General features: G+C 60.9%; 20 protein-coding genes and 3 tRNA genes. 10 read left to right on the forward strand and 13 right to left on the reverse strand.

Annotated features, from left to right (window positions below):
- Window positions 1–1,139, reverse strand: a 1,139-nt coding sequence (tuf, locus tag AO692_RS26445) for an elongation factor Tu (protein ID WP_054310843.1), incomplete at its 3' end; no start/stop codon positions are given.
- Window positions 1,140–1,477: 338 nt separating this feature from the next.
- Between tuf and AO692_RS32950 the strand changes: the two genes are divergently transcribed.
- Window positions 1,478–1,711: a DUF680 domain-containing protein gene (locus AO692_RS32950; protein ID WP_152979978.1), complete on the forward strand. Its 234-nt coding sequence runs from the start codon at window positions 1,478–1,480 to the stop codon at window positions 1,709–1,711.
- 92 nt (window positions 1,712–1,803) lie between these two features.
- Here the strand turns inward: AO692_RS32950 and AO692_RS26455 are convergent, their stop codons facing one another.
- Complete coding sequence (locus AO692_RS26455; RefSeq protein ID WP_054313057.1) at window positions 1,804–2,058, reverse strand: GlsB/YeaQ/YmgE family stress response membrane protein; 255 nt, start codon at window positions 2,056–2,058, stop codon at window positions 1,804–1,806.
- 147 nt (window positions 2,059–2,205) lie between these two features.
- On the opposite strand from AO692_RS26455, the gene AO692_RS26460 reads away from it, so the two are divergent.
- The 4 genes from AO692_RS26460 (at window position 2,206) to AO692_RS33430 (ending at window position 3,968) form a co-directional block, all read left to right on the forward strand.
- On the forward strand, window positions 2,206–2,655 hold the full coding sequence (locus AO692_RS26460) for a YidB family protein (protein ID WP_054313058.1): 450 nt from the start codon (window positions 2,206–2,208) through the stop codon (window positions 2,653–2,655).
- A 237-nt stretch (window positions 2,656–2,892) separates the two neighbouring features.
- Window positions 2,893–3,189: a DUF982 domain-containing protein gene (locus AO692_RS26465; RefSeq protein WP_054313059.1), complete on the forward strand. Its 297-nt coding sequence runs from the start codon at window positions 2,893–2,895 to the stop codon at window positions 3,187–3,189.
- A 213-nt stretch (window positions 3,190–3,402) separates the two neighbouring features.
- Window positions 3,403–3,756: a hypothetical protein gene (locus AO692_RS26470; protein ID WP_054313060.1), complete on the forward strand. Its 354-nt coding sequence runs from the start codon at window positions 3,403–3,405 to the stop codon at window positions 3,754–3,756.
- 44 nt (window positions 3,757–3,800) lie between these two features.
- Window positions 3,801–3,968, forward strand: a complete 168-nt coding sequence (locus AO692_RS33430; RefSeq protein ID WP_152979979.1) for a Thivi_2564 family membrane protein — start codon at window positions 3,801–3,803, stop codon at window positions 3,966–3,968.
- 117 nt (window positions 3,969–4,085) lie between these two features.
- Here AO692_RS33430 and AO692_RS26475 read toward each other — a convergent pair.
- The 3 genes from AO692_RS26475 to AO692_RS26485 all read right to left on the reverse strand — a co-directional run bounded on the left by AO692_RS26475 (window position 4,086) and on the right by AO692_RS26485 (window position 5,893).
- Window positions 4,086–4,159, reverse strand: a tRNA-Gly gene (locus AO692_RS26475).
- 114 nt (window positions 4,160–4,273) lie between these two features.
- A tRNA-Tyr gene (locus AO692_RS26480) sits at window positions 4,274–4,358 on the reverse strand.
- A gap of 221 nt (window positions 4,359–4,579) precedes the next feature.
- Entirely contained in the window at window positions 4,580–5,893 is a 1,314-nt protein-coding gene (locus AO692_RS26485; RefSeq protein ID WP_200911790.1) for an amidohydrolase family protein, read from the reverse strand.
- A 224-nt stretch (window positions 5,894–6,117) separates the two neighbouring features.
- Between AO692_RS26485 and AO692_RS26490 the strand changes: the two genes are divergently transcribed.
- A complete protein-coding gene (locus tag AO692_RS26490) occupies window positions 6,118–6,966 on the forward strand; it encodes an RNA methyltransferase (protein ID WP_054313061.1) in 849 nt (282 codons plus the stop codon).
- A 330-nt stretch (window positions 6,967–7,296) separates the two neighbouring features.
- On the opposite strand, the gene AO692_RS26495 is transcribed toward AO692_RS26490, so the two are convergent.
- The 3 genes from AO692_RS26495 to gcl all read right to left on the reverse strand — a co-directional run bounded on the left by AO692_RS26495 (window position 7,297) and on the right by gcl (window position 10,974).
- A complete protein-coding gene (locus AO692_RS26495; protein WP_348271480.1) occupies window positions 7,297–8,355 on the reverse strand; it encodes a 2-hydroxy-3-oxopropionate reductase in 1,059 nt (352 codons plus the stop codon).
- Window positions 8,262–9,059, reverse strand: coding sequence for a 2-oxo-tetronate isomerase (gene otnI / locus AO692_RS26500; protein WP_054313063.1), 798 nt, complete (start codon window positions 9,057–9,059; stop codon window positions 8,262–8,264). The genes AO692_RS26495 and otnI overlap by 94 nt, the downstream gene beginning before the upstream one ends.
- Before the next feature lie 133 nt (window positions 9,060–9,192).
- On the reverse strand, window positions 9,193–10,974 hold the full coding sequence (gcl, locus tag AO692_RS26505) for a glyoxylate carboligase (RefSeq protein ID WP_054313147.1): 1,782 nt from the start codon (window positions 10,972–10,974) through the stop codon (window positions 9,193–9,195).
- A gap of 210 nt (window positions 10,975–11,184) precedes the next feature.
- On the opposite strand from gcl, the gene bhcR reads away from it, so the two are divergent.
- Entirely contained in the window at window positions 11,185–12,006 is an 822-nt protein-coding gene (gene bhcR, locus AO692_RS26510; RefSeq protein WP_054313064.1) for an HTH-type transcriptional regulator BhcR, read from the forward strand.
- A 9-nt stretch (window positions 12,007–12,015) separates the two neighbouring features.
- On the opposite strand, the gene AO692_RS33435 is transcribed toward bhcR, so the two are convergent.
- Window positions 12,016–12,183, reverse strand: a complete 168-nt coding sequence (locus AO692_RS33435; protein ID WP_162839674.1) for a hypothetical protein — start codon at window positions 12,181–12,183, stop codon at window positions 12,016–12,018.
- Between the two features lie 238 nt (window positions 12,184–12,421).
- Between AO692_RS33435 and AO692_RS26515 the strand changes: the two genes are divergently transcribed.
- A tRNA-Thr gene (locus AO692_RS26515) sits at window positions 12,422–12,496 on the forward strand.
- A 76-nt stretch (window positions 12,497–12,572) separates the two neighbouring features.
- On the opposite strand, the gene AO692_RS33440 is transcribed toward AO692_RS26515, so the two are convergent.
- Window positions 12,573–12,725, reverse strand: coding sequence for a hypothetical protein (locus AO692_RS33440; protein ID WP_162839675.1), 153 nt, complete (start codon window positions 12,723–12,725; stop codon window positions 12,573–12,575).
- 255 nt (window positions 12,726–12,980) lie between these two features.
- Between AO692_RS33440 and AO692_RS26520 the strand changes: the two genes are divergently transcribed.
- Together AO692_RS26520 and AO692_RS26525 are read left to right on the forward strand one after the other, a co-directional pair.
- On the forward strand, window positions 12,981–13,754 hold the full coding sequence (locus tag AO692_RS26520; RefSeq protein WP_054313065.1) for an NAD kinase: 774 nt from the start codon (window positions 12,981–12,983) through the stop codon (window positions 13,752–13,754).
- Window positions 13,755–13,947: 193 nt separating this feature from the next.
- Window positions 13,948–15,471, forward strand: a complete 1,524-nt coding sequence (locus AO692_RS26525) for a DEAD/DEAH box helicase (RefSeq protein WP_054313066.1) — start codon at window positions 13,948–13,950, stop codon at window positions 15,469–15,471.
- Window positions 15,472–15,580: 109 nt separating this feature from the next.
- On the opposite strand, the gene AO692_RS26530 is transcribed toward AO692_RS26525, so the two are convergent.
- From AO692_RS26530 to prfB, 3 genes are all read right to left on the reverse strand, one after another.
- The gene (locus tag AO692_RS26530) at window positions 15,581–16,228 is read right to left on the reverse strand and encodes an OmpA family protein (RefSeq protein WP_054313067.1); all 648 of its coding nucleotides are present in this window, start codon (window positions 16,226–16,228) and stop codon (window positions 15,581–15,583) included.
- A gap of 169 nt (window positions 16,229–16,397) precedes the next feature.
- On the reverse strand, window positions 16,398–16,766 hold the full coding sequence (locus tag AO692_RS26535) for a GFA family protein (RefSeq protein WP_054313068.1): 369 nt from the start codon (window positions 16,764–16,766) through the stop codon (window positions 16,398–16,400).
- A gap of 100 nt (window positions 16,767–16,866) precedes the next feature.
- Window positions 16,867–17,998, reverse strand: a protein-coding gene (prfB, locus tag AO692_RS26540) for a peptide chain release factor 2 (RefSeq protein ID WP_152979981.1) whose coding sequence is annotated in 2 segments (ribosomal slippage) — window positions 16,867–17,931 and window positions 17,933–17,998 — 1,131 coding nt in all. Because the reading frame shifts where the segments join, the coding sequence is not laid out codon by codon here.
- Between the last annotated feature and the right edge of the window lie 51 nt (window positions 17,999–18,049).

An 18,049-nucleotide genomic window follows, 5' to 3' on the forward strand; every position in this document is an offset into this window, starting at 1 on the left:
GTGCGGCCGCCTTCGCGGATAGCGAAGCGCAGCTTCTCTTCCATGGCGATCGGCACGATCAGCTCGACGTCAACGGTGATGTTGTCGCCAGGCATCACCATCTCGGTGCCGGCCGGCAGCGAAACGATGCCCGTCACGTCCGTCGTGCGGAAGTAGAACTGCGGACGGTAGTTCGTGAAGAACGGCGTATGACGGCCACCCTCTTCCTTCGTCAGGATGTAGGCTTCCGCCTTGAACTTCTTGTGCGGCTTCACAGAACCCGGCTTGGCCAGAACCTGGCCGCGCTCAACGCCCTCACGGTCAACGCCGCGCAGCAGCGCGCCGATGTTGTCGCCGGCCTGGCCCTGGTCCAGCAGCTTGCGGAACATCTCAACGCCCGTGCAGGTCGTCTTGGCCGTCGGACGGATGCCGACGATCTCCAGTTCCTCGCCGACCTTGACGATGCCGCGCTCGACGCGACCCGTCACAACCGTGCCGCGGCCCGAGATCGAGAACACGTCTTCGATCGGCATCAGGAACGGCTTGTCGATCGGACGCTCCGGCGTCGGGATGTAGGCGTCAACCTCTTCCATCAGCTTGCGAACCGCGTTCTCGCCGATCTCCTTGTTGGAGTCTTCGAGAGCAGCAAGCGCCGAGCCCTTGACGATCGGAATGTCGTCGCCCGGGAACTCGTACTTCGACAGAAGCTCGCGAACTTCCAGCTCCACCAACTCCAGAAGCTCGGCGTCGTCGACCTGGTCGACCTTGTTCAGGAACACAACGATCGCAGGAACGCCAACCTGGCGCGCCAGAAGGATGTGCTCGCGCGTCTGCGGCATCGGGCCGTCGGCAGCCGAAACAACCAGGATCGCGCCGTCCATCTGGGCAGCACCGGTGATCATGTTCTTCACATAGTCGGCGTGGCCGGGGCAGTCGACGTGCGCATAGTGACGGGTCGGCGTCTCATACTCGACGTGCGCCGTCGAAATCGTGATGCCGCGCGCCTTCTCTTCCGGAGCAGCGTCAATCTGATCGTAGGCCTTGAACTCGCCGAAATACTTCGTGATCGCCGCCGTCAGCGACGTCTTGCCGTGGTCAACGTGACCAATCGTGCCAATGTTCACATGAGGCTTCGTACGCTCGAATTTACCTTTTGCCATAGTCTCTTTCCTTGGACGTCCTGGACCTACGTTCAGTCGGATGCGCGGCGATTAGCGACAAAGGCCGCAAAACACAAGCCTCTTGTGGCCGGCGCCGGAACCGCACGCCCGGATGGAGCAGGATCAGTGCTGTGGATTTGCCTGGAATGTAGGAATTCAAACCTAGTTCGCAAGAGCCGCTCGGCAAGGTGAACCGTTCACAGACAACCAACGATCTCGTGACGGCGCGCGATCAGGTCGTGATTGGAAGCCGGCCAAGCTCCGGCACATATCCGTCATGCCTGCGGACGGTGCTTTCAGAAACCGGCTGCCGGTTGGAAATCAAGGAGTTTTCGTCCATGAACAAGATCGTTCTCACCGCAGCCGCCCTGCTGGTTGCCGCTTCGGGCAGTGCCTTCGCCGCCAATACGACGCATGTGCAGAAGACCAGCCGCCATGTCGTCGAACAGGTCGATCATACGCGCACTTCTTCAATCGCATCACCGATGGCCGCGCCACGCGTCTCGCCGACCGACCAGGATCCATTCACCATGCCGGACCCCGGCTATGGCCAGGGCATCTGGGGCCAATAAGCTTTGTCAGGATCAAAGAAGGGCCGCGCGACTATCGTCCGCGGCCCTTCTTGTTGTCCTCGCCTTGTCCCATCGGGAGGCGGCGAGAGATGCTAGGCGCGTCGCCCATTGATGGCGTGATAGCCCCACAGAACCACGATCGCACCGATCACGGCGACGATCAGGCTGTAGATGTTGAGCCCCGTGACGCCCGAAGCGCCAAAGGCGCTGAAGATCACACCACCGACAATCGCGCCGACGATGCCGAGCACGATATCCATCAGGAAACCCTGACCACTCTTGTTGACGATTTTACTGCCGATGAAGCCGGCGATGACGCCGAGGATAATCCAGCTGATGATTCCCATTGTGCTGCTCCGTTCGCCCCCAGGCAGGCGGAGACTTCCATAGGACGTCGCAAAGCTCAAGCTCGTCTTGAAATTGTCGTGCAGAGGGGCAATTGTCGGATTGGGCCGGACTGAGTGGGCCAGGGCTGTTCACAATGGAGATCCACGATGGGACTGTTCGACAACGCCGTTCCAGGCGGCAACATCACGAAACCTCTGATGATCGCGCTGGGCGCCTTGCTGGTGGGCAAAATGCTCGGCGGAGGCGGTTCGGCACAGCAGCAGGCGCCTGAACCCGCAGCACCCGGCGATACCGGCGCAGACGGCGGCCTGCTGGGCGGCGGTCTTGGCGGCCTGCTCGACAAGCTGAAGAATGCCGGTCACGGTCAGGTCGCGGATTCCTGGGTCGGCACCGGCCAGAACCAGTCGATCGAGCCCGGCACGCTCGGCAAGGCGTTGGGGCCGCAGGTGATCCGCGAGATCGCTGCCCGTACCGGTCTCGATGAGCAGGAACTTCTGAAGCAGCTCTCCAGCGCACTGCCGGGTGTCGTCGACAAGCTGACGCCGAACGGTCAGGTGCCCTCGCGCAACCAGCTCGAATCGCTGTTCGGCAACTGAGTTTCGAACTCTTCCTTGGGATGAAGACGGGCGCTCGGCGCCCGTTTTTGTTTGAACGATCGACCTGCCTGCAGCCTGGTTCCTAATCGCTGGGACCTCTGCCACCCAGCCAGCGCAGCGACTAAATCGGTTCCATCACACATCCACACGATCCCGTCTCCATTTGTGACGAGGCCGACCATTTCCTTGCCCCTTTTGGGCAGTCAAAAGGCGCCATCATCAAGGAGACGGATATCCATGACCGACCTTCGTTTCGACAATCCTGTTTCGATTTTCATGGGCCTCGGCTTTCCGCGCGACGTCGAAAACGTGCTCGAAGCTTATGACGTGCTGCTTGAATGGAACGGCACACGCGACGACGACCATGCAGCGGCAATCGCCTCCTGTCGCGACGCCATCGCCCGCGTGCAGCCTGCTGCAGAGGCTCGCGATGCCTTCGAGCGCTTTGCACATAACAAAGGCATCCTGACCGAGGAGGCGCTCGATCGCGCCGCGCTCACGGTGGCACAGGAATGGGGGCGGTTGAGCGCCTAGGCCCTCGAACGCTCGCTGAAGTCTGAAACCATCACATGACGCCGCCATCTGGTCAGCCAGTGGCGGCGTTTTTTGTGGCCTGCAGCGGACCGAAACATCCGCCAGCCTTTGTAACATGTTGTCAGATAAAATTATTTCTCACCTCGTTCAATTTAGGAACGAACCGCTCACCTCCTCCGTTTCGACTGTGTATCACGATCAGAGGAGTGTGGAATGGTTGCTACATCCAAACAAACGCACACGAACGGAACCGACATCCAGGCAGCGCTTGAGGGGCAGCTCGCGGAACTGCGCCGCGAGGTCGCAAAGCTCAACAAGTCTCTGGCCACTCGCGGCACCGAAGCAGTCGACGACGCCCTGGATCACGCCGACAACAGCTATCGCGCCGCATCGGCAACCGCTGCAAAGGCCATGCGCCATCTGCGCAGCCAGGCGCATTCGGTTTCAGAGACAGCAAGGGAGAACCCACGCGCCACAACCGCCGTTGTCGCAGTGGTTGGCGTGTTGGCTCTGCTTGCAGGGATGGCCTTGGCGAGATCCCACAACGGCAGGGATAGTTACTGGTAGCCAGTTTAGCGCCTTGTCTGTCCTAACCGCGTGAGGAGATTGATATGGCTGCTTCCATGCTGATCAGCATCCTGATCACCTTCCTGGTGATCATTCTGGTGCTTTATCTCGTACAGCGTTTGCCGCTCGACGGCCGCATCCGGCAGATCGTGCAGATCATCGTGATTCTGATCGGCATCGTCTCGCTGCTCAAATATCTGGCGGTGTTCTAGTCAATCGCCGCTGACAGTTGGCGTCTCCTCCAGCGGAGGCGCCAATTCCAGATAGAGACAATATCAGCCGCGCACTTCGCAGCGGTCTTTTCCTTCTGGAAATTGGCTGAGGTAAACTGGAGCGGGTACCGGGAATCGAACCCGGGTATTCAGCTTGGAAGGCTGCTGCTCTACCATTGAGCTACACCCGCTTCGCGTCCGCATCCATAGATGAGATGGCGGCGATCCGGAAGCCCGTTCCGCAAGAAATTTGGCCGACTGCAAGGGCAGATGCCCTGCCAGGCCATATTCCCGTGAAGAAGAAGTGGTGGGAGAAGTAGGACTCGAACCTACGAAGGCTTAGCCAGCGGATTTACAGTCCGCCCCCTTTGCCGCTCGGGACATTCTCCCTGAACCGTGGCCTGCCCTTTACGGGATCGGCCGGCCGGAAACCGGGTGCCTTATGGCGGTTGAGGTTCGGCCTGTCAACCACGGCCGACAACCGTCAGGATGATTTTCTTCATATGGAGCGGCAGCTGCGTAAAACCAGGGTGCACAAACCTGTCGCGGCTAAGATGACGGGGGCAAAATGCGACGTCTTGTCGACGCCGCATCAGGCCGAGCCAAAGCCCTCAGTTCATCACCGGACGGCCGTCCTGACGGTAAATCTCGCCATCCTTCATGACAAAATCAACGGTCATCACCGCCTTGATATCGGCTACAGGATCGGCCGGCAGTGCAATGATATCCGCGCGTTTGCCGGGCTCGATCACCCCCTGATCCTCGACGCCCAGTACCTCGGCCGCCGAGATCGTCGCCGCCTTCAACGCCTCGGCTGGCGGCATACCGGCTTCGACGAGGTAAATGAACTCGCGCGCATTGTCGCCATGCGGGCCGACGCCCATGTCGGTACCGAACCCGATCTTCACGCCGGCCTTGTAAGCCTTGCCAGCCGTCTGCTGGATAAGGGCGCCGATCCTTTCGGCCTTCACCCGCACGACCTCAGGGAAATAACCCGGCGTCTTGGCCTTGTCGGCCACGAACCGCCCTGCATAGATGGTCGGCACATACCAGGTGCCCTTCTCCTTCATCATGCCCATGATTTCGTCGGTCATGTAGGTTCCATGCTCGATACTGGTCACACCGGCTTCGACAGCCCGCTTCATGCCTTCGGTGCCGTGAGCATGCGCCGCGACTTTGAAGCCGTAGTCCTTCGCGGCTTCCACAATCGACTTCACCTCATCGACCGTGAACTGCGGTGCGTCACCCGATTTGGCAACGGAAAGCACGCCCCCCGTCGCAGTAATCTTGATAACATCGCTGCGATCCTTGTAGCGCTGACGCACCGCCTGGCGAGCGTCCTCAACCGAATTGACCACGCCCTCCGTCGGACCGGGTGGACCGATCAGATGCGACAGCTCGGAATTGTAGCCATTGGTGGGGTCGGCATGGCCGCCCGTGGTGGCGATGCTCTTACCTGCAGCAAAGATGCGCGGACCGCGAACCAGCTTTTGGCTGATGGCATCGCGCAGATGCGGCGCGACTTCGCCTCCAAGGTCGCGTACGCTGGTGAAGCCGGCTTGCAACGTCTTCTCGGCATAGTGAACGCTGCGGAATCCAAAATCGACGTCGTCCAGCCGGAATTCTTCCTCATAGCTCTTCGGATTGGACTGGTCGGTGATGTGGACGTGCAGGTCGGTCCAGCCCGGCAGACAGGTGCGCCCGCTCAAATCAACGACAGCTGCATCCTTCACCTCAGCCTTGCCCGGTAGCACTTCGTCGATCTTGCCGTCACGCACGACGATCGAACGTGCATCCAGCATCGTGCCTGTGCGCGAATCGAACAGCTTGCCACAATGCAGTACGGAGACGGTTTCGGCAGCCTGCGCGGCGGGGACGGAAACCGTCGTCAACGCCAGAGCCAGCAATCCACGGTTCAAATACACTGTAGTCCTCCCATGAAATGAAAGTCGCAGTGCCTCCCGCTGCATCAACGTAGCCGCAGCTCATCGGCGGACAAGCCGAAACGCTTGGTCCAAAACGATCTCTTCCCGTTCCAAGCTGGCTATCTTTGCGACCGCCTCAAAAGAAAAGCCGCTGCACCGGTTTACTTTTGGACGCAGCCGCGACATCTCGATAAAACCGCGCCTGCGCAATCGGAGCCGCCTCGATGAGCAACGACACCAAGAAGGGAACGCCGAAGGACAGCCACTACGCGCGGCTGCGGCGCGCGCACCGCGAGGACAAGAGCGGTGGGGCTCCCGGTTTCCGCCCCCGTCCCAAGGTCGCGCCGGGCGAAGGACCGGCAGACGGGCTGGTCCGGCTCTATGGGCTGCACACAGTGCGTGCCGCCCTCGACAATCCGGGCCGCCGCATCCGCTCCATGCTGGTTACGCGTAATGCTCTGGAACGGCTCGGCATTTCCGACATGGCGGCCCTGCCCTTCAAGGCGGAACTGGTCGAGCCGCGTGACATCGACAAGCTGACTGGATCTGACGCCGTGCATCAAGGTGTTCTGGTCGAGGCGGAACCGCTGAAGCCAAAACGGCTCGACGCGCTTGGCGACAGCAACCTTGTGCTGGTGCTCGATCAGGTCACCGATCCGCACAATGTCGGCGCCATCCTGCGCTCGGCCGTGGCCTTCGGTGCCGGCGCGCTGATCACCACCGCGCGCCACAGCCCGCAGGAAAGCGGCGTGCTGGCGAAATCGGCATCCGGCGCGCTGGAACATATCGATCATATCGAGGTGAAGAACCTCGCGGACGCACTCGGTGAACTGCACGAGGCGGGATTTCAAACGATCGGCCTCGATTCGGACGGCTCGGCGGAGCTCGAAAAAACCTTCTCGGGCGACAGGATCGCCCTGGTGCTGGGTGCCGAAGGCAAGGGCCTGCGCCAGAAGACTCGCGAAACGGTGACCGCACTGGCCAGGCTCGACATGCCGGGCGCCATCCGTTCGCTCAACGTCTCCAACGCCGCCGCGGTGGCTCTTTACGCAGTACGCCGGTTTCTGGGCTGAGGCACACCCACCAAAAAGAACGCCCTCGCGTTGGGACCGAGGGCAAGGGCTTGCGCCTGAATATGAAACCCTCGTTCAAGCGAGCCCTTCCGAGCATCCGCCAAACCGGGTTGTGATGATCGATCCACCTCGCCGAGACACGAGGCCTCGACGAGGTGGCCCTAAAGGCGGTCCGCCGCTCCCAGCTGAACCGCAATCGGGAACCTCACTCCTTCGGAGCCGCCGGGCGTCATCTCCTCCTGGGGCACATCGTGCCAGAAGACGCTTCAAAGCAGGCTTCAAAAAAGGGCGCATCCCGAGGGATGCGCCCAGGGAGAGGTCCCCTGAAGGTCAGGCCACCGGATGCCCAGCCATCAGCTCCAGCGCCTTGACCACGCCAGAGTGATCGTCCTTGGCCCCGCCATTGGCTGCGCAGGTGTTGAAGAGCTGCTGCGTGGTCGAGGTGTTGGGCAAAGCAACACCCAGCGATTTCGCGCCTTCCAAAGCAAGGTTCAGATCTTTCTGATGCAATTCGATGCGGAAACCCGGGTCGAAGGTGCGCTTGATCATGCGCTCGCCGTGAACTTCCAGGATACGCGAATTGGCGAGACCGCCCATCAGTGCCTGGCGCACCTTGGCCGGATCGGCACCCGCCTTCGAAGCGAACACAAGCGCCTCGGCAACGGCTTCGATGGTGAGCGCGACGATGATCTGGTTGGCCACCTTGGCTGTCTGGCCGGAGCCGTTCGGGCCGACAAGGGTGATGTTCTTGCCAAGCTTGTCAAAGATCGGCTTGGCGCGATCGAACGAGACTTCCTCGCCGCCGACCATGATGGCGAGCGATGCGGCCTTGGCGCCGACTTCGCCACCTGAAACCGGAGCGTCGAGATAGTCCGCACCCGTCGCTTTGACCTTGGCGGCGAACTCCTTGGTGAAGATCGGCGAGATCGAGCTCATGTCGACGACCAGCTTGCCCTTCGACAGACCCTCGGCGACGCCCTTGGCACCGAACAGCACCTCATCGACCTGCGGCGTGTCCGGGACCATCAGGATGATGATGTCGGCAGCACGCGCCACCGCGTCATTGCCGGTAACGACCTTGATGCCCTTGGCTGAAAGCTCCGGCGCCGGCTTCGCGAAATGATCCGTGGTCACCACCTCATAGCCGGCGTCGAGCAGATGCCCCGCCATCGGCGTACCCATGATGCCCAGGCCGATGAAACCGATCTTTTCCATTGTGATTGTCCTTTCGTCCGTCATCCTCCGCCAGTCGGCTCGCGCCGCTGGATGAGGTAAAGTATTTGTCGAGCGGGCGGTCAGGCTGCGGCGCTGCCCTTGCCTGTCAGGGCCTGGAACCAGCCCAGTCCAGCCTCGGTGCCGGCCTTCGGCTTGTATTCGGCACCAATCCAGCCCGAATAGCCGATGCTATCGATGTGCTCGTACAGGAACGGATAGTTGATCTCGCCCGTCCCCGGTTCGTTGCGTCCGGGATTGTCCGCAAGCTGGATATGCGCGATGCGGCTGAGATTGGCCTCGATGGTACGGGCGAGATCCCCCTCCATGACCTGCATGTGGTAGATGTCGTACTGCAGATAGAGGTTCTTTGAGCCGACGCGCTCTATGATATCCAGCGCCTGCTTCGTGTTGGTCAGGAAGAAGCCCGGAATGTCGCGGGTGTTGATCGGCTCGATTAGCAGCTTGATGCCGGCCTGTTCCAGCTTTTCAGCGGCAAAACCGAGGTTCTCGACGAAGACATTTTCCAACGCCTGGGGCGACACGCCGCTCGGCGCGATGCCGGCCAGGCAATTGACCTGGTCACACCCCAGAGCATGAGCATAGGTGATGGCCTTGGCGACGCCCTGGCGGAACTCGTGGATGCGGTCCGGCAGCACGGCGATACCGCGCTCGCCCTTGCCCCAATCGCCAACCGGAAGGTTGAACAGGACTTGGCTGAGGCCGTTCTTCTTCAACCGGGCCGCGACCACCTCCGGGGCGTGGTCGTAGGGACCGATATATTCGACCCCCTTGAAACCGGCGCGGGCGGCCGCATCGAAGCGATCGAGGAATTCATGCTCGTTGAAGAGCATCGAAAGGTTGGCTGAAAACCGTGGCATAGCGGAACTTCCTTGGAAATTGAGTCAACGACCACGCATCGGCCCGAAAATCGGAAAGCACGATGCGTCAATTCAAAGTTTTAGAGCGTCCTTTGCGCGTCCGAACGGACGCGCGGCGCTCTAAGAAACAGATTCAATCGAGCAGCACGATCGCCGTAGGAGCGTCTTCGTTCTTCTCGGCCAGTTCCTCGAACTCGGTGATGTTGTTGATCTCGGTGCCCATGGAGATGTTGGTGACACGCTCCAGGATGAATTCCAGAACGACCGGAACCTGGTGTTCCTTCATCAGCCGCTCGGCTTCCTTGAAGGCGCCCGCGAATTCTTCCGGCTTGCGGACGCGAACCGCCTTGCAGCCCATCGCTTCGGCAACCGCGACGTGATCGACGCCATAGCCTGCCTCGGGATCATCCTTCCTGTTCTGGTTTTCGAAGGCAAGGCTGACCTCGTAGTCCATCTGGAAACCGCGCTGCGCCTGGCGGATCAGGCCAAGATAGGCGTTGTTCACGACGACGTGGATGTAAGGCAGCTTGTGCTGGGCACCGACCGCCAGTTCCTCGATCATGAACTGGAAGTCGTAGTCACCCGACAGCGCGACGATGTAGGCATCCGGATTGGCTGCACGGACACCGAGTGCCGCCGGCAGCGTCCAGCCAAGAGGACCGGCCTGGCCGCAGTTGATCCAGTTGCGCGGCTTGTAGACATGCAGGAACTGCGCGCCGGCGATCTGGCTGAGGCCGATCGTGGTGACATAGGTGGTGTCGCGCGGAAACGCCTTGTTCATCTCCTCGTAGACCCGCTGCGGCTTCAGCGGAACCTGTTCAAAATGCGTCTTGCGCTTCAGGGTCTTCTTGCGCGCCTGGCATTCCTTGGCCCAGCCCGACCAGTCACGCAGCTTGCCGGCGGTCTTCCATTCCGTCGCAACGTCGAGCAACGCCTTCAGCGCCGCGCCGGCATCCGAAACCAGACCGAGATCCGGCGCGAAGACGCGGCCGATCTGGGTCGGTTCGATGTCGATGTGAATGAACTTCTTGCCCTTGGTATAAACATCGACCGAGCCGGTGTGGCGATTGGCCCAGCGGTTGCCGATGCCGAAAACGAAGTCGGCTTCCAGCATGGTCGCATTGCCGTAGCGGTGCGAGGTCTGCAGGCCACACATGCCGGCCATCAGGGCATGATCGTCCGGGATCGCTCCCCAGCCCATCAGTGTCGGCACAACCGGAACGCCGGTGATCTCGGCGAATTCGATAAGCAGATCGGAAGCGTCGGCATTGATGATGCCGCCACCGGCAACGATCAGCGGTCTCTCGGCCTGGTTCAGCATGGCCAACGCCTTTTCAGCCTGGGCGCGGGTCAGCGCGGGCTTGGCCAGCGGCATCGGCTCGTAGGCATCGATGTCAAATTCGATTTCGGCCAGCTGAACATCGATCGGCAGGTCGACCAGAACCGGGCCCGGACGACCCGAGCGCATCAGGTGGAAAGCCTTCTGCAATGTCATCGGAACAAGATACGGCTCCATGACGGTGACAGCCCATTTGGCGACTGGACCAGCGATCGCAGCGATGTCGACGGCCTGGAAGTCCTCCTTGGTGAGACGGGCACGCGGCGCCTGGCCGGTGATGCAGAGGATCGGGATCGAATCGGCCGCAGCCGAATAGAGGCCGGTGATCATGTCGGTGCCGGCTGGGCCCGAGGTGCCGATGCAAAGGCCGATGTTGCCCGCCTTGGCGCGGGTGTAGCCTTCCGCCATGTGAGAAGCACCCTCGACGTGGCGGGCGAGCACGTGACCAATGGTGCCGCGCGCCTTCAGCGCCGAATAGAACGGGTTGATGGCAGCACCGGGCACGCCAAAGCCGCACTTGATCCCCTCTTTCTCGAGAACGAGAACCGCCGCATCGACTGCGCGCATCCTGGCCATATCTGAGCCCTCCAAAACGGTGATGTTCGAATGGCCAGACTCTGCCAGCGGCTCGCGCATTTTTCAATTTTTCCAGAATAATTTTTCATTTTTGAATTTTTTCAATTACCCTTTGTTTTTCAATGAAATTTCGTTTTCCAAAGAAACCCAAATGCATAATTCGAAAAATTTTTTTATTGTCGACTCGTCGCTTTTGGCGACAATGCCGATATGGAACAAACGGAAAAACGTCAGCGCGGGCGCCCGCGCGCCTTCAATACTCCCGCCGATGCCGCCCAGGTGCAGTCATTGGACCGGGCACTGCGAATCCTCGCCATTGTCGCGGAAGGCAGCGGCCTGTCGCTCTCGGAGGTTGCCAACGCCTCCGGCATCGCCGCCTCGACCGCATACCGTATGCTGACGACGCTCGAAACACACGGCATGGTCGAGTTCGACAAGACCGACCAGCTCTGGTCGATCGGCGTGGAAACCTACCGCATGGGTGCTGCCTTCCTGCGCCGCCGCAAGCTGGTCGATCGTGCCCGCATCGTCATGCAGGAATTGATGGAAAAAACCGGCGAGACCGCAAACCTCGGCCTGGCCGAGGATGACTGTGTCGTCTTCGTCAGCCAGGTCGAGACACATCAGGCGATCCGCGCCTTCTTCCGTCCGGGCACGCGCAGCCCATTTCATGCCTCCGGAATCGGCAAGGCGGTGCTGGCGCATCTCGACGGCGATCGTGTTGCCGCCATAAGCCGCAAGACCGGGCTCGAAGCCTTTACCGGAAAAACGCTGGCCACCCTGCCCGCCCTGGCGCTCGATCTGAAGGATATTCGAGAACGCGGCTGGTCCGTCGACGATGAAGAAAGGAATCTCGGAATGCGCTGCATTGCAGCCGCCATTTTCAACGAATTCGGCGAACCGATCGGCGGCGTTTCGGTGTCGGGACCGACGGCGCGCGTAACACCTGAACGTCTGGCCGAGATTGGGCCGCTGGTGCGGGACGCAGCGGTGGAGATCACCAAGATGATCGGAGGCAGCACGAAACGCTGAAGCTGGCCATCAGCCCATGCCGGTGACATGGCGCAGCCAGAAGGCCAACACGATGAAGCCGATGGCAAAGCTGATGCCGGTCCAGTCGAGGTCGGCCCCCTTGAGAGCGCGCAGCAGCTTCACTGCCAGTACCCAGACGGCGAACACGATCAAACCGACAGCAACGATTCGGATCATGGACAATCCCCATCAGCCATGCCCATCAAAGGGCGTTGCCAGGGATATAAGTATGGAATCGGCCGATTTCATGCTCTGCGCCCGGTAAGGCGACATTCCAGCGCGCATCCTGCCGACAATTATCTTTACTGGCGCGGCAAATATGCTAACCGATGCGCCGTGCTCTTCTGGCCTGGCAGCTGGAAATGGGATCGGAGGGCATGAAGTACCGATTGGGCACCAAATACAGTGTCCTGGAGCCGGCGTAGCACAGCGGTAGTGCAGCGGTTTTGTAAACCGAAGGTCGGGAGTTCGATCCTCTCCGCCGGCACCATTTCGATCCAGCTTTTAAATTCTGATGTTCTGCGCTCGGGCCGGCCCTCGCCCTTCCTGCCTCCTCAGATCCCCTATCAGCGTTTGCTCAGGCACGGCATCAGCACGCCCGTGCATTTCGACGACACGATCCGCTGGTTCATCTGATCAGAGGCCCGCACCACGATGGAGAACATCAGGGCGAAGGAACCGAGCATCAGGAAAAGGATCATCAAACGTGACATCGACACAGGGAAAGCTCTCGACTTGGCCCCCGCCCACCGATTGCAGCCCCAAGCATGACCAAAGCAAATTTCAGAAAAATTAAGACGGATTTTAACCATATCCTGGCTTACCGGGCGGCCTCCGTGATTCGATAACAACCGCAAACAGCGGCACAAGGCTGGCGCCATGACGCTCTTTGCTTCCACATAGACGCATGCTACCTCCCACAACGGCGAAACCCGAACGGTCGCGTTTCGGTGAACCATCGCCAGCCGGGAGCCATGACGAATACCGCCAGCCGCCTCGCCTTCGTTTCTTCCGATACCGCCGACGCCCGGGCCGCGCTGGAGCGGCTGAGCGCCCGCTATGGGCAGGTTCCGGTCGACGAAGCAGACACCATTGTCGCCCTCGGCGGCGACGGTTTCCTACTCCAGACGCTGCGCGACACGATGAGCAGCGGCAAACGCGTCTATGGCATGAACCGCGGCACGATCGGCTTTCTGATGAACGAATTCCGGGAAAAAGGCCTGACCGAGCGCATCGCCAAGGCGGTTCCCGAAACCATCCGTCCGCTGGAAATGTCCGCGACCAACGCCGAAGGCGAAGCCGTCGACGCGCTTGCCATCAACGAGGTGGCGTTGTGGCGCCAGTCTTACCAGACGGCCAAGATCCGCATTACCGTCGACGACCATGTGCGGCTGGAAGAATTGAGCTGCGACGGTGTCATGATCGCCACGCCGGCAGGCTCCACCGCCTACAACCTTTCCGCCCATGGCCCAATCCTGCCTCTCGATGCGCCGCTTTTGGCGCTGACCCCGGTAAGCCCGTTCAGGCCACGGCGCTGGCGCGGCGCGCTCCTGTCCAACCGGGCCACCGTACGCTTCGACATACTCGAGGCCGGAAAGCGCCCGGTGAACGCCGCTGCCGACCATACCGAGGTGAAGGCTGTGACATCGGTGACGGTGCGGGAATCGTCGACGGCGACCGCGACAGTATTGTTCGATCCCAACCATTCCTGGGACGAACGCATTCTCGCCGAACAGTTTCGATATTGAGCCCCTGCCCGGCTTGACGGAGCCATATCCGACACTACCTTAGGCCAAACATAGCGCGATTGCCGGCTTTCAAGCCCGTTTGTGTTGACAAAACGCGGGCTTGCGCCTATCGGCGTTCACAATATCGCAGACGCGGGGCGTCTGCCGCGACGGAAGCCGCCGCGCTCCCAATACAAGCCAAAGACAGCAAAACTTGTCCTCAGACACTCAGACCGCTCAAGAAGCGTTGCTTTTTTCCGACCTGGGCCTCTCGCCCAAGGTGCTTTCAGCTGTGACCGACGCCGGCTACACGCAGCCGACGCCGATCCAGGCAGGTGCGATCCCGCACGCCTTGCAGGGCAAGGATGTTCTCGGCATTGCCCAGACCGGCACCGGCAAGACAGCATCCTTCGTGCTGCCGATGCTGACGCGGCTGGAAAAAGGTCGGGCACGGGCGCGCATGCCGCGCACGCTGATCCTGGAGCCGACGCGCGAACTCGCCGCCCAGGTCGAAGAGAATTTCGTCAAATACGGCAAGAACCACCGCCTCACCGTGGCGCTGCTCATCGGCGGCGTCTCCTTCGAGGATCAGGAAAAGAAGCTGGAACGCGGCGCCGATGTGCTGATCGCCACGCCCGGTCGCCTTCTCGATCATTTTGAGCGCGGCAAGCTGCTTCTGACCGGCGTGGAAATCCTTGTCATCGACGAGGCCGACCGCATGCTCGACATGGGCTTCATTCCCGACATCGAGCGCATCTGCAAGCTCATCCCGTTCACCCGGCAGACACTGTTCTTCTCGGCGACCATGCCGCCGGAGATCACCAAGCTCACAGAGCAGTTCCTGCATGCGCCGGTACGCATCGAGGTTGCCAAGGCCGCGACCACCGCTTCGACGGTGACGCAGCGCCTGGTCAAGGCCGGCTCGAAGCCATGGGACAAGCGCGCCGTGCTGCGCGACCTGATCCACGCCGAAGAAGACGGGCTGAAGAACGCCATCATCTTCTGCAACCGGAAGGTCGAAGTCTCGGAACTGTTCCGCTCGCTGCTGAAGCATGACTTCAACGCCGGCGCGCTGCATGGCGACATGGACCAGCGCGCGCGCATGACCATGCTGTCCAATTTCCGCGACGGCAAGCTGAAGCTTTTGGTTGCCTCGGATGTCGCCGCTCGCGGACTGGACATTCCGGACGTCAGCCACGTCTTCAACTACGACGTGCCCATCCACGCCGAAGACTATGTCCACCGCATCGGGCGTACCGGCCGTGCCGGACGCTCCGGCAAATCCTTCACCATCGCCACCAAGGCCGACACCAAATATGTCGACGCGATCGAGAGGCTGATCGGCAAGCAGATCGAATGGTTCGACGGGGATTTGTCCACGCTGGTGGTCAGCGACGATGCCGACGAGGCGCCGCGTCGTGGCCGCGGAGACAAGCGTCGTGGCGGTCGCAAGGACGGCGATGATCGCCGCAACAAGGGCAAGCGCGACGACAGGCACGCCGCGAACGAAAATGGCGAAGCTGCCCCGGCCGAAACCACCGCTCCAGCAGGTGACGACCGCCGGCAGCGCAAGGAAGCAATCCGCGCCGACAATGCCGATCGCAAGGATGCCGACCGCAAGGATCAGCGCCCGCATCGCGATCCGCGTCCCGCCCGTCACCGCGAAGAACCAGACGAAAAGACGGTCGGCTTCGGTGACGACGTGCCGGCATTCATGAAGATCGTCGCCAAGGTCTGAGTGTTTCCAGGGTAGTTGCCACCCCAATCCAGACCGAGACTTCATAAAAGAACGCTTAAATAAAAACGGCCCCGTTCGGGGCCGTTTTCGTATCCGTGGAAGCCGAGCCTCAGGTAAGCGGCGAAAGCTGAATTTCGACGCGGCGGTTCTGTGCGCGACCTTCGGCAGTGTTGTTCGGTGCAACCGGACGGGTCTTGCCGAAACCGGTAACCGCGAAGCGGCGTGAATCCACCCCCTGCGACGACAGATAGTTCGCCACTGAAAGCGCGCGGCGCTGCGACAGGTCGAAATTGTGCTGATCCGAACCTGTCGAGTCGGTGTGGCCATAAACGTCGACGGTGGTCTGGTTGTACTTCTTCAGGACCAGCGCAACCGAATTCAACACCGGATAGAAGCCCGCCTTCACCGAATCCTGGTCTGTGGCGAAGGTGATGTCGGATGGCATGTTGAGAATGATCTGGTTGCCGACGCGGGTAACGCTGACGCCGGTGCCTTGCAGCTGCTGGCGCAGCGCATTTTCATTCTGGTCCATCACCGAGCCGACAGCGCCACCGGCCAGCGCGCCGATGCCGGCGCCGATCAGCGCGTTGCGGCGGTCATTGCCACCCGCGAGGGTGCCAAGCGCCGCACCTGCCAGACCGCCGAGAACGGCACCGCCTGCGGTGTTCGAAACCTTCTGCTCACCCGTGTAGGGGTCGGTCGTGCAGGCACTGGCCAACACTGCCGTAGCCACCACGCTGAGCACAATCTTCTTCATGGGATATCCCTCTCCAAACTGCGACCGCGACTCGGCGCGCCGAGCGTGCTTAGCGGGCCTTCTAGCACGAATTGCGGCGAAAACCGGAGCACGAAATGGCAGAGCCCAGCGGTTTTCCCGCGCCGTTTCGAGATCACCGCACCCCGCAGGAAGAAAGGTCAAATGGGCTCTACCAGAGGTTCTTGCCATCGATGACCACCACCTCGACCTTGTCCAGTTCGAAATCATCGAACAGGCGCGAGTTGATGCTGATCTTGGGATTGTCGAAATCCGGCTCACCGGTCGACCAGTCCGGCGTCTCGGTGAAGGTGCCGCAGCCGCAGGTCGCGCAGAAGCCGTGCTTGATGGTCTTGGAGCCCCAGCGGTAGAAGCTTACATTCTCAACCGGGCTGGTCAGCTTGAACTTGTCCGGCGTGTAATAGGCCCAGAGCGAACCACGCTTGGAGCAGAAGGAGCAGGTGCACTGCGTCACCGTCTGCGGCGCTTCCGACACTTCGAATGTCGTGGCCTTGCAGTGACAGCTTCCCTTGATGATCATCACGCCTCTCCTCGGTGTGCTGGTTGAAATCGCAACACACCATAGAGAGCGCCCCCTGACAACTTAACGTCAGGAGGCGTCGAGAACGAATAGACCGTTCCTAGTCGATGTCCGTGACCGGCTGCGACACACCGCCCTCGATGCGTTGCGACAGCGAGGCTTCCATGAAGTCGTCGAGGTCGCCGTCGAGCACGTCCGAGGGACTGGTGGATTCAACGCCAGTGCGCAGATCCTTCACGAGCTGGTAGGGCTGCAACACATAGGATCTGATCTGATGACCCCAGCCGATCTCGGTCTTGGCCGCTTCTGTTGCGCTGGCTGCCGCCTCGCGCTTCTTCAACTCTTCCTCGTAGAGGCGTGACCGCAGCATCTCCCAAGCCTTGGCGCGGTTCTGGTGCTGCGAACGGCCGGCCTGGCAAGCGACCGCGATGCCAGTCGGAATGTGCGTGATGCGCACGGCGGAATCCGTGGTGTTGACGTGCTGGCCGCCCGCACCCGACGACCGGTAGGTGTCGATGCGCACGTCGGATTCGTTGACATCGATCTGGATGTTGTCGTCGATCACCGGGTAAACCCAAATCGACGAGAACGAGGTGTGACGGCGCGCGTTGGAATCATAAGGAGAGATGCGCACCAGACGATGCACGCCCGATTCCGTCTTCAGCCAGCCATAAGCATTGTGGCCCTTGATGAGCACCGTCGCCGACTTGATACCGGCTTCTTCGCCGTCGTGGACTTCCAGCACCTCGACTTTGAATTTGCGACGTTCCGCCCAGCGCGTATACATGCGCAGAAGCATGTTCGCCCAGTCTTGGCTTTCAGTGCCACCGGCGCCGGCATGGACTTCCAGGTAGGTGTCATTGGCGTCGGCTTCACCCGAAAGCATGGTCTCGATCTGACGTGCCCTGACTTCGCCAGCCAACGAGCGGATCGCGGTCTCGGCTTCCTGGACGATGCTTTCATCGCCCTCTTCCTCGCCGAGTTCGATCAGACCGATATTGTCTTCGAGCGCCTGGGTGACACCCTTCACCGTGCCGATGCCTTCTTCGAGGCTCTGGCGCTCGCGCATCAGTTTCTGCGCTTCCTGCGGATCGTTCCAGAGGCTGGCGTCCTCGGCGCGAACGTTCAGGTATTCAAGCCGTTTTAGCGCTTGATCCCAGTCAAAGATGCCTCCTCAGCAGGGTTATGGCCTGCCTGATCTCGTCGACAATATTCTGCGTTTCCGAGCGCATGATCTCTTCTTTTCCGATTTGCAACGTGACGACTGTGCGCCGTTTAGGGCG

The sequence above is a fragment of the Mesorhizobium sp. 1M-11 genome (assembly GCF_001303895.1).
GTDB lineage: Bacteria > Pseudomonadota > Alphaproteobacteria > Rhizobiales > Rhizobiaceae > Mesorhizobium.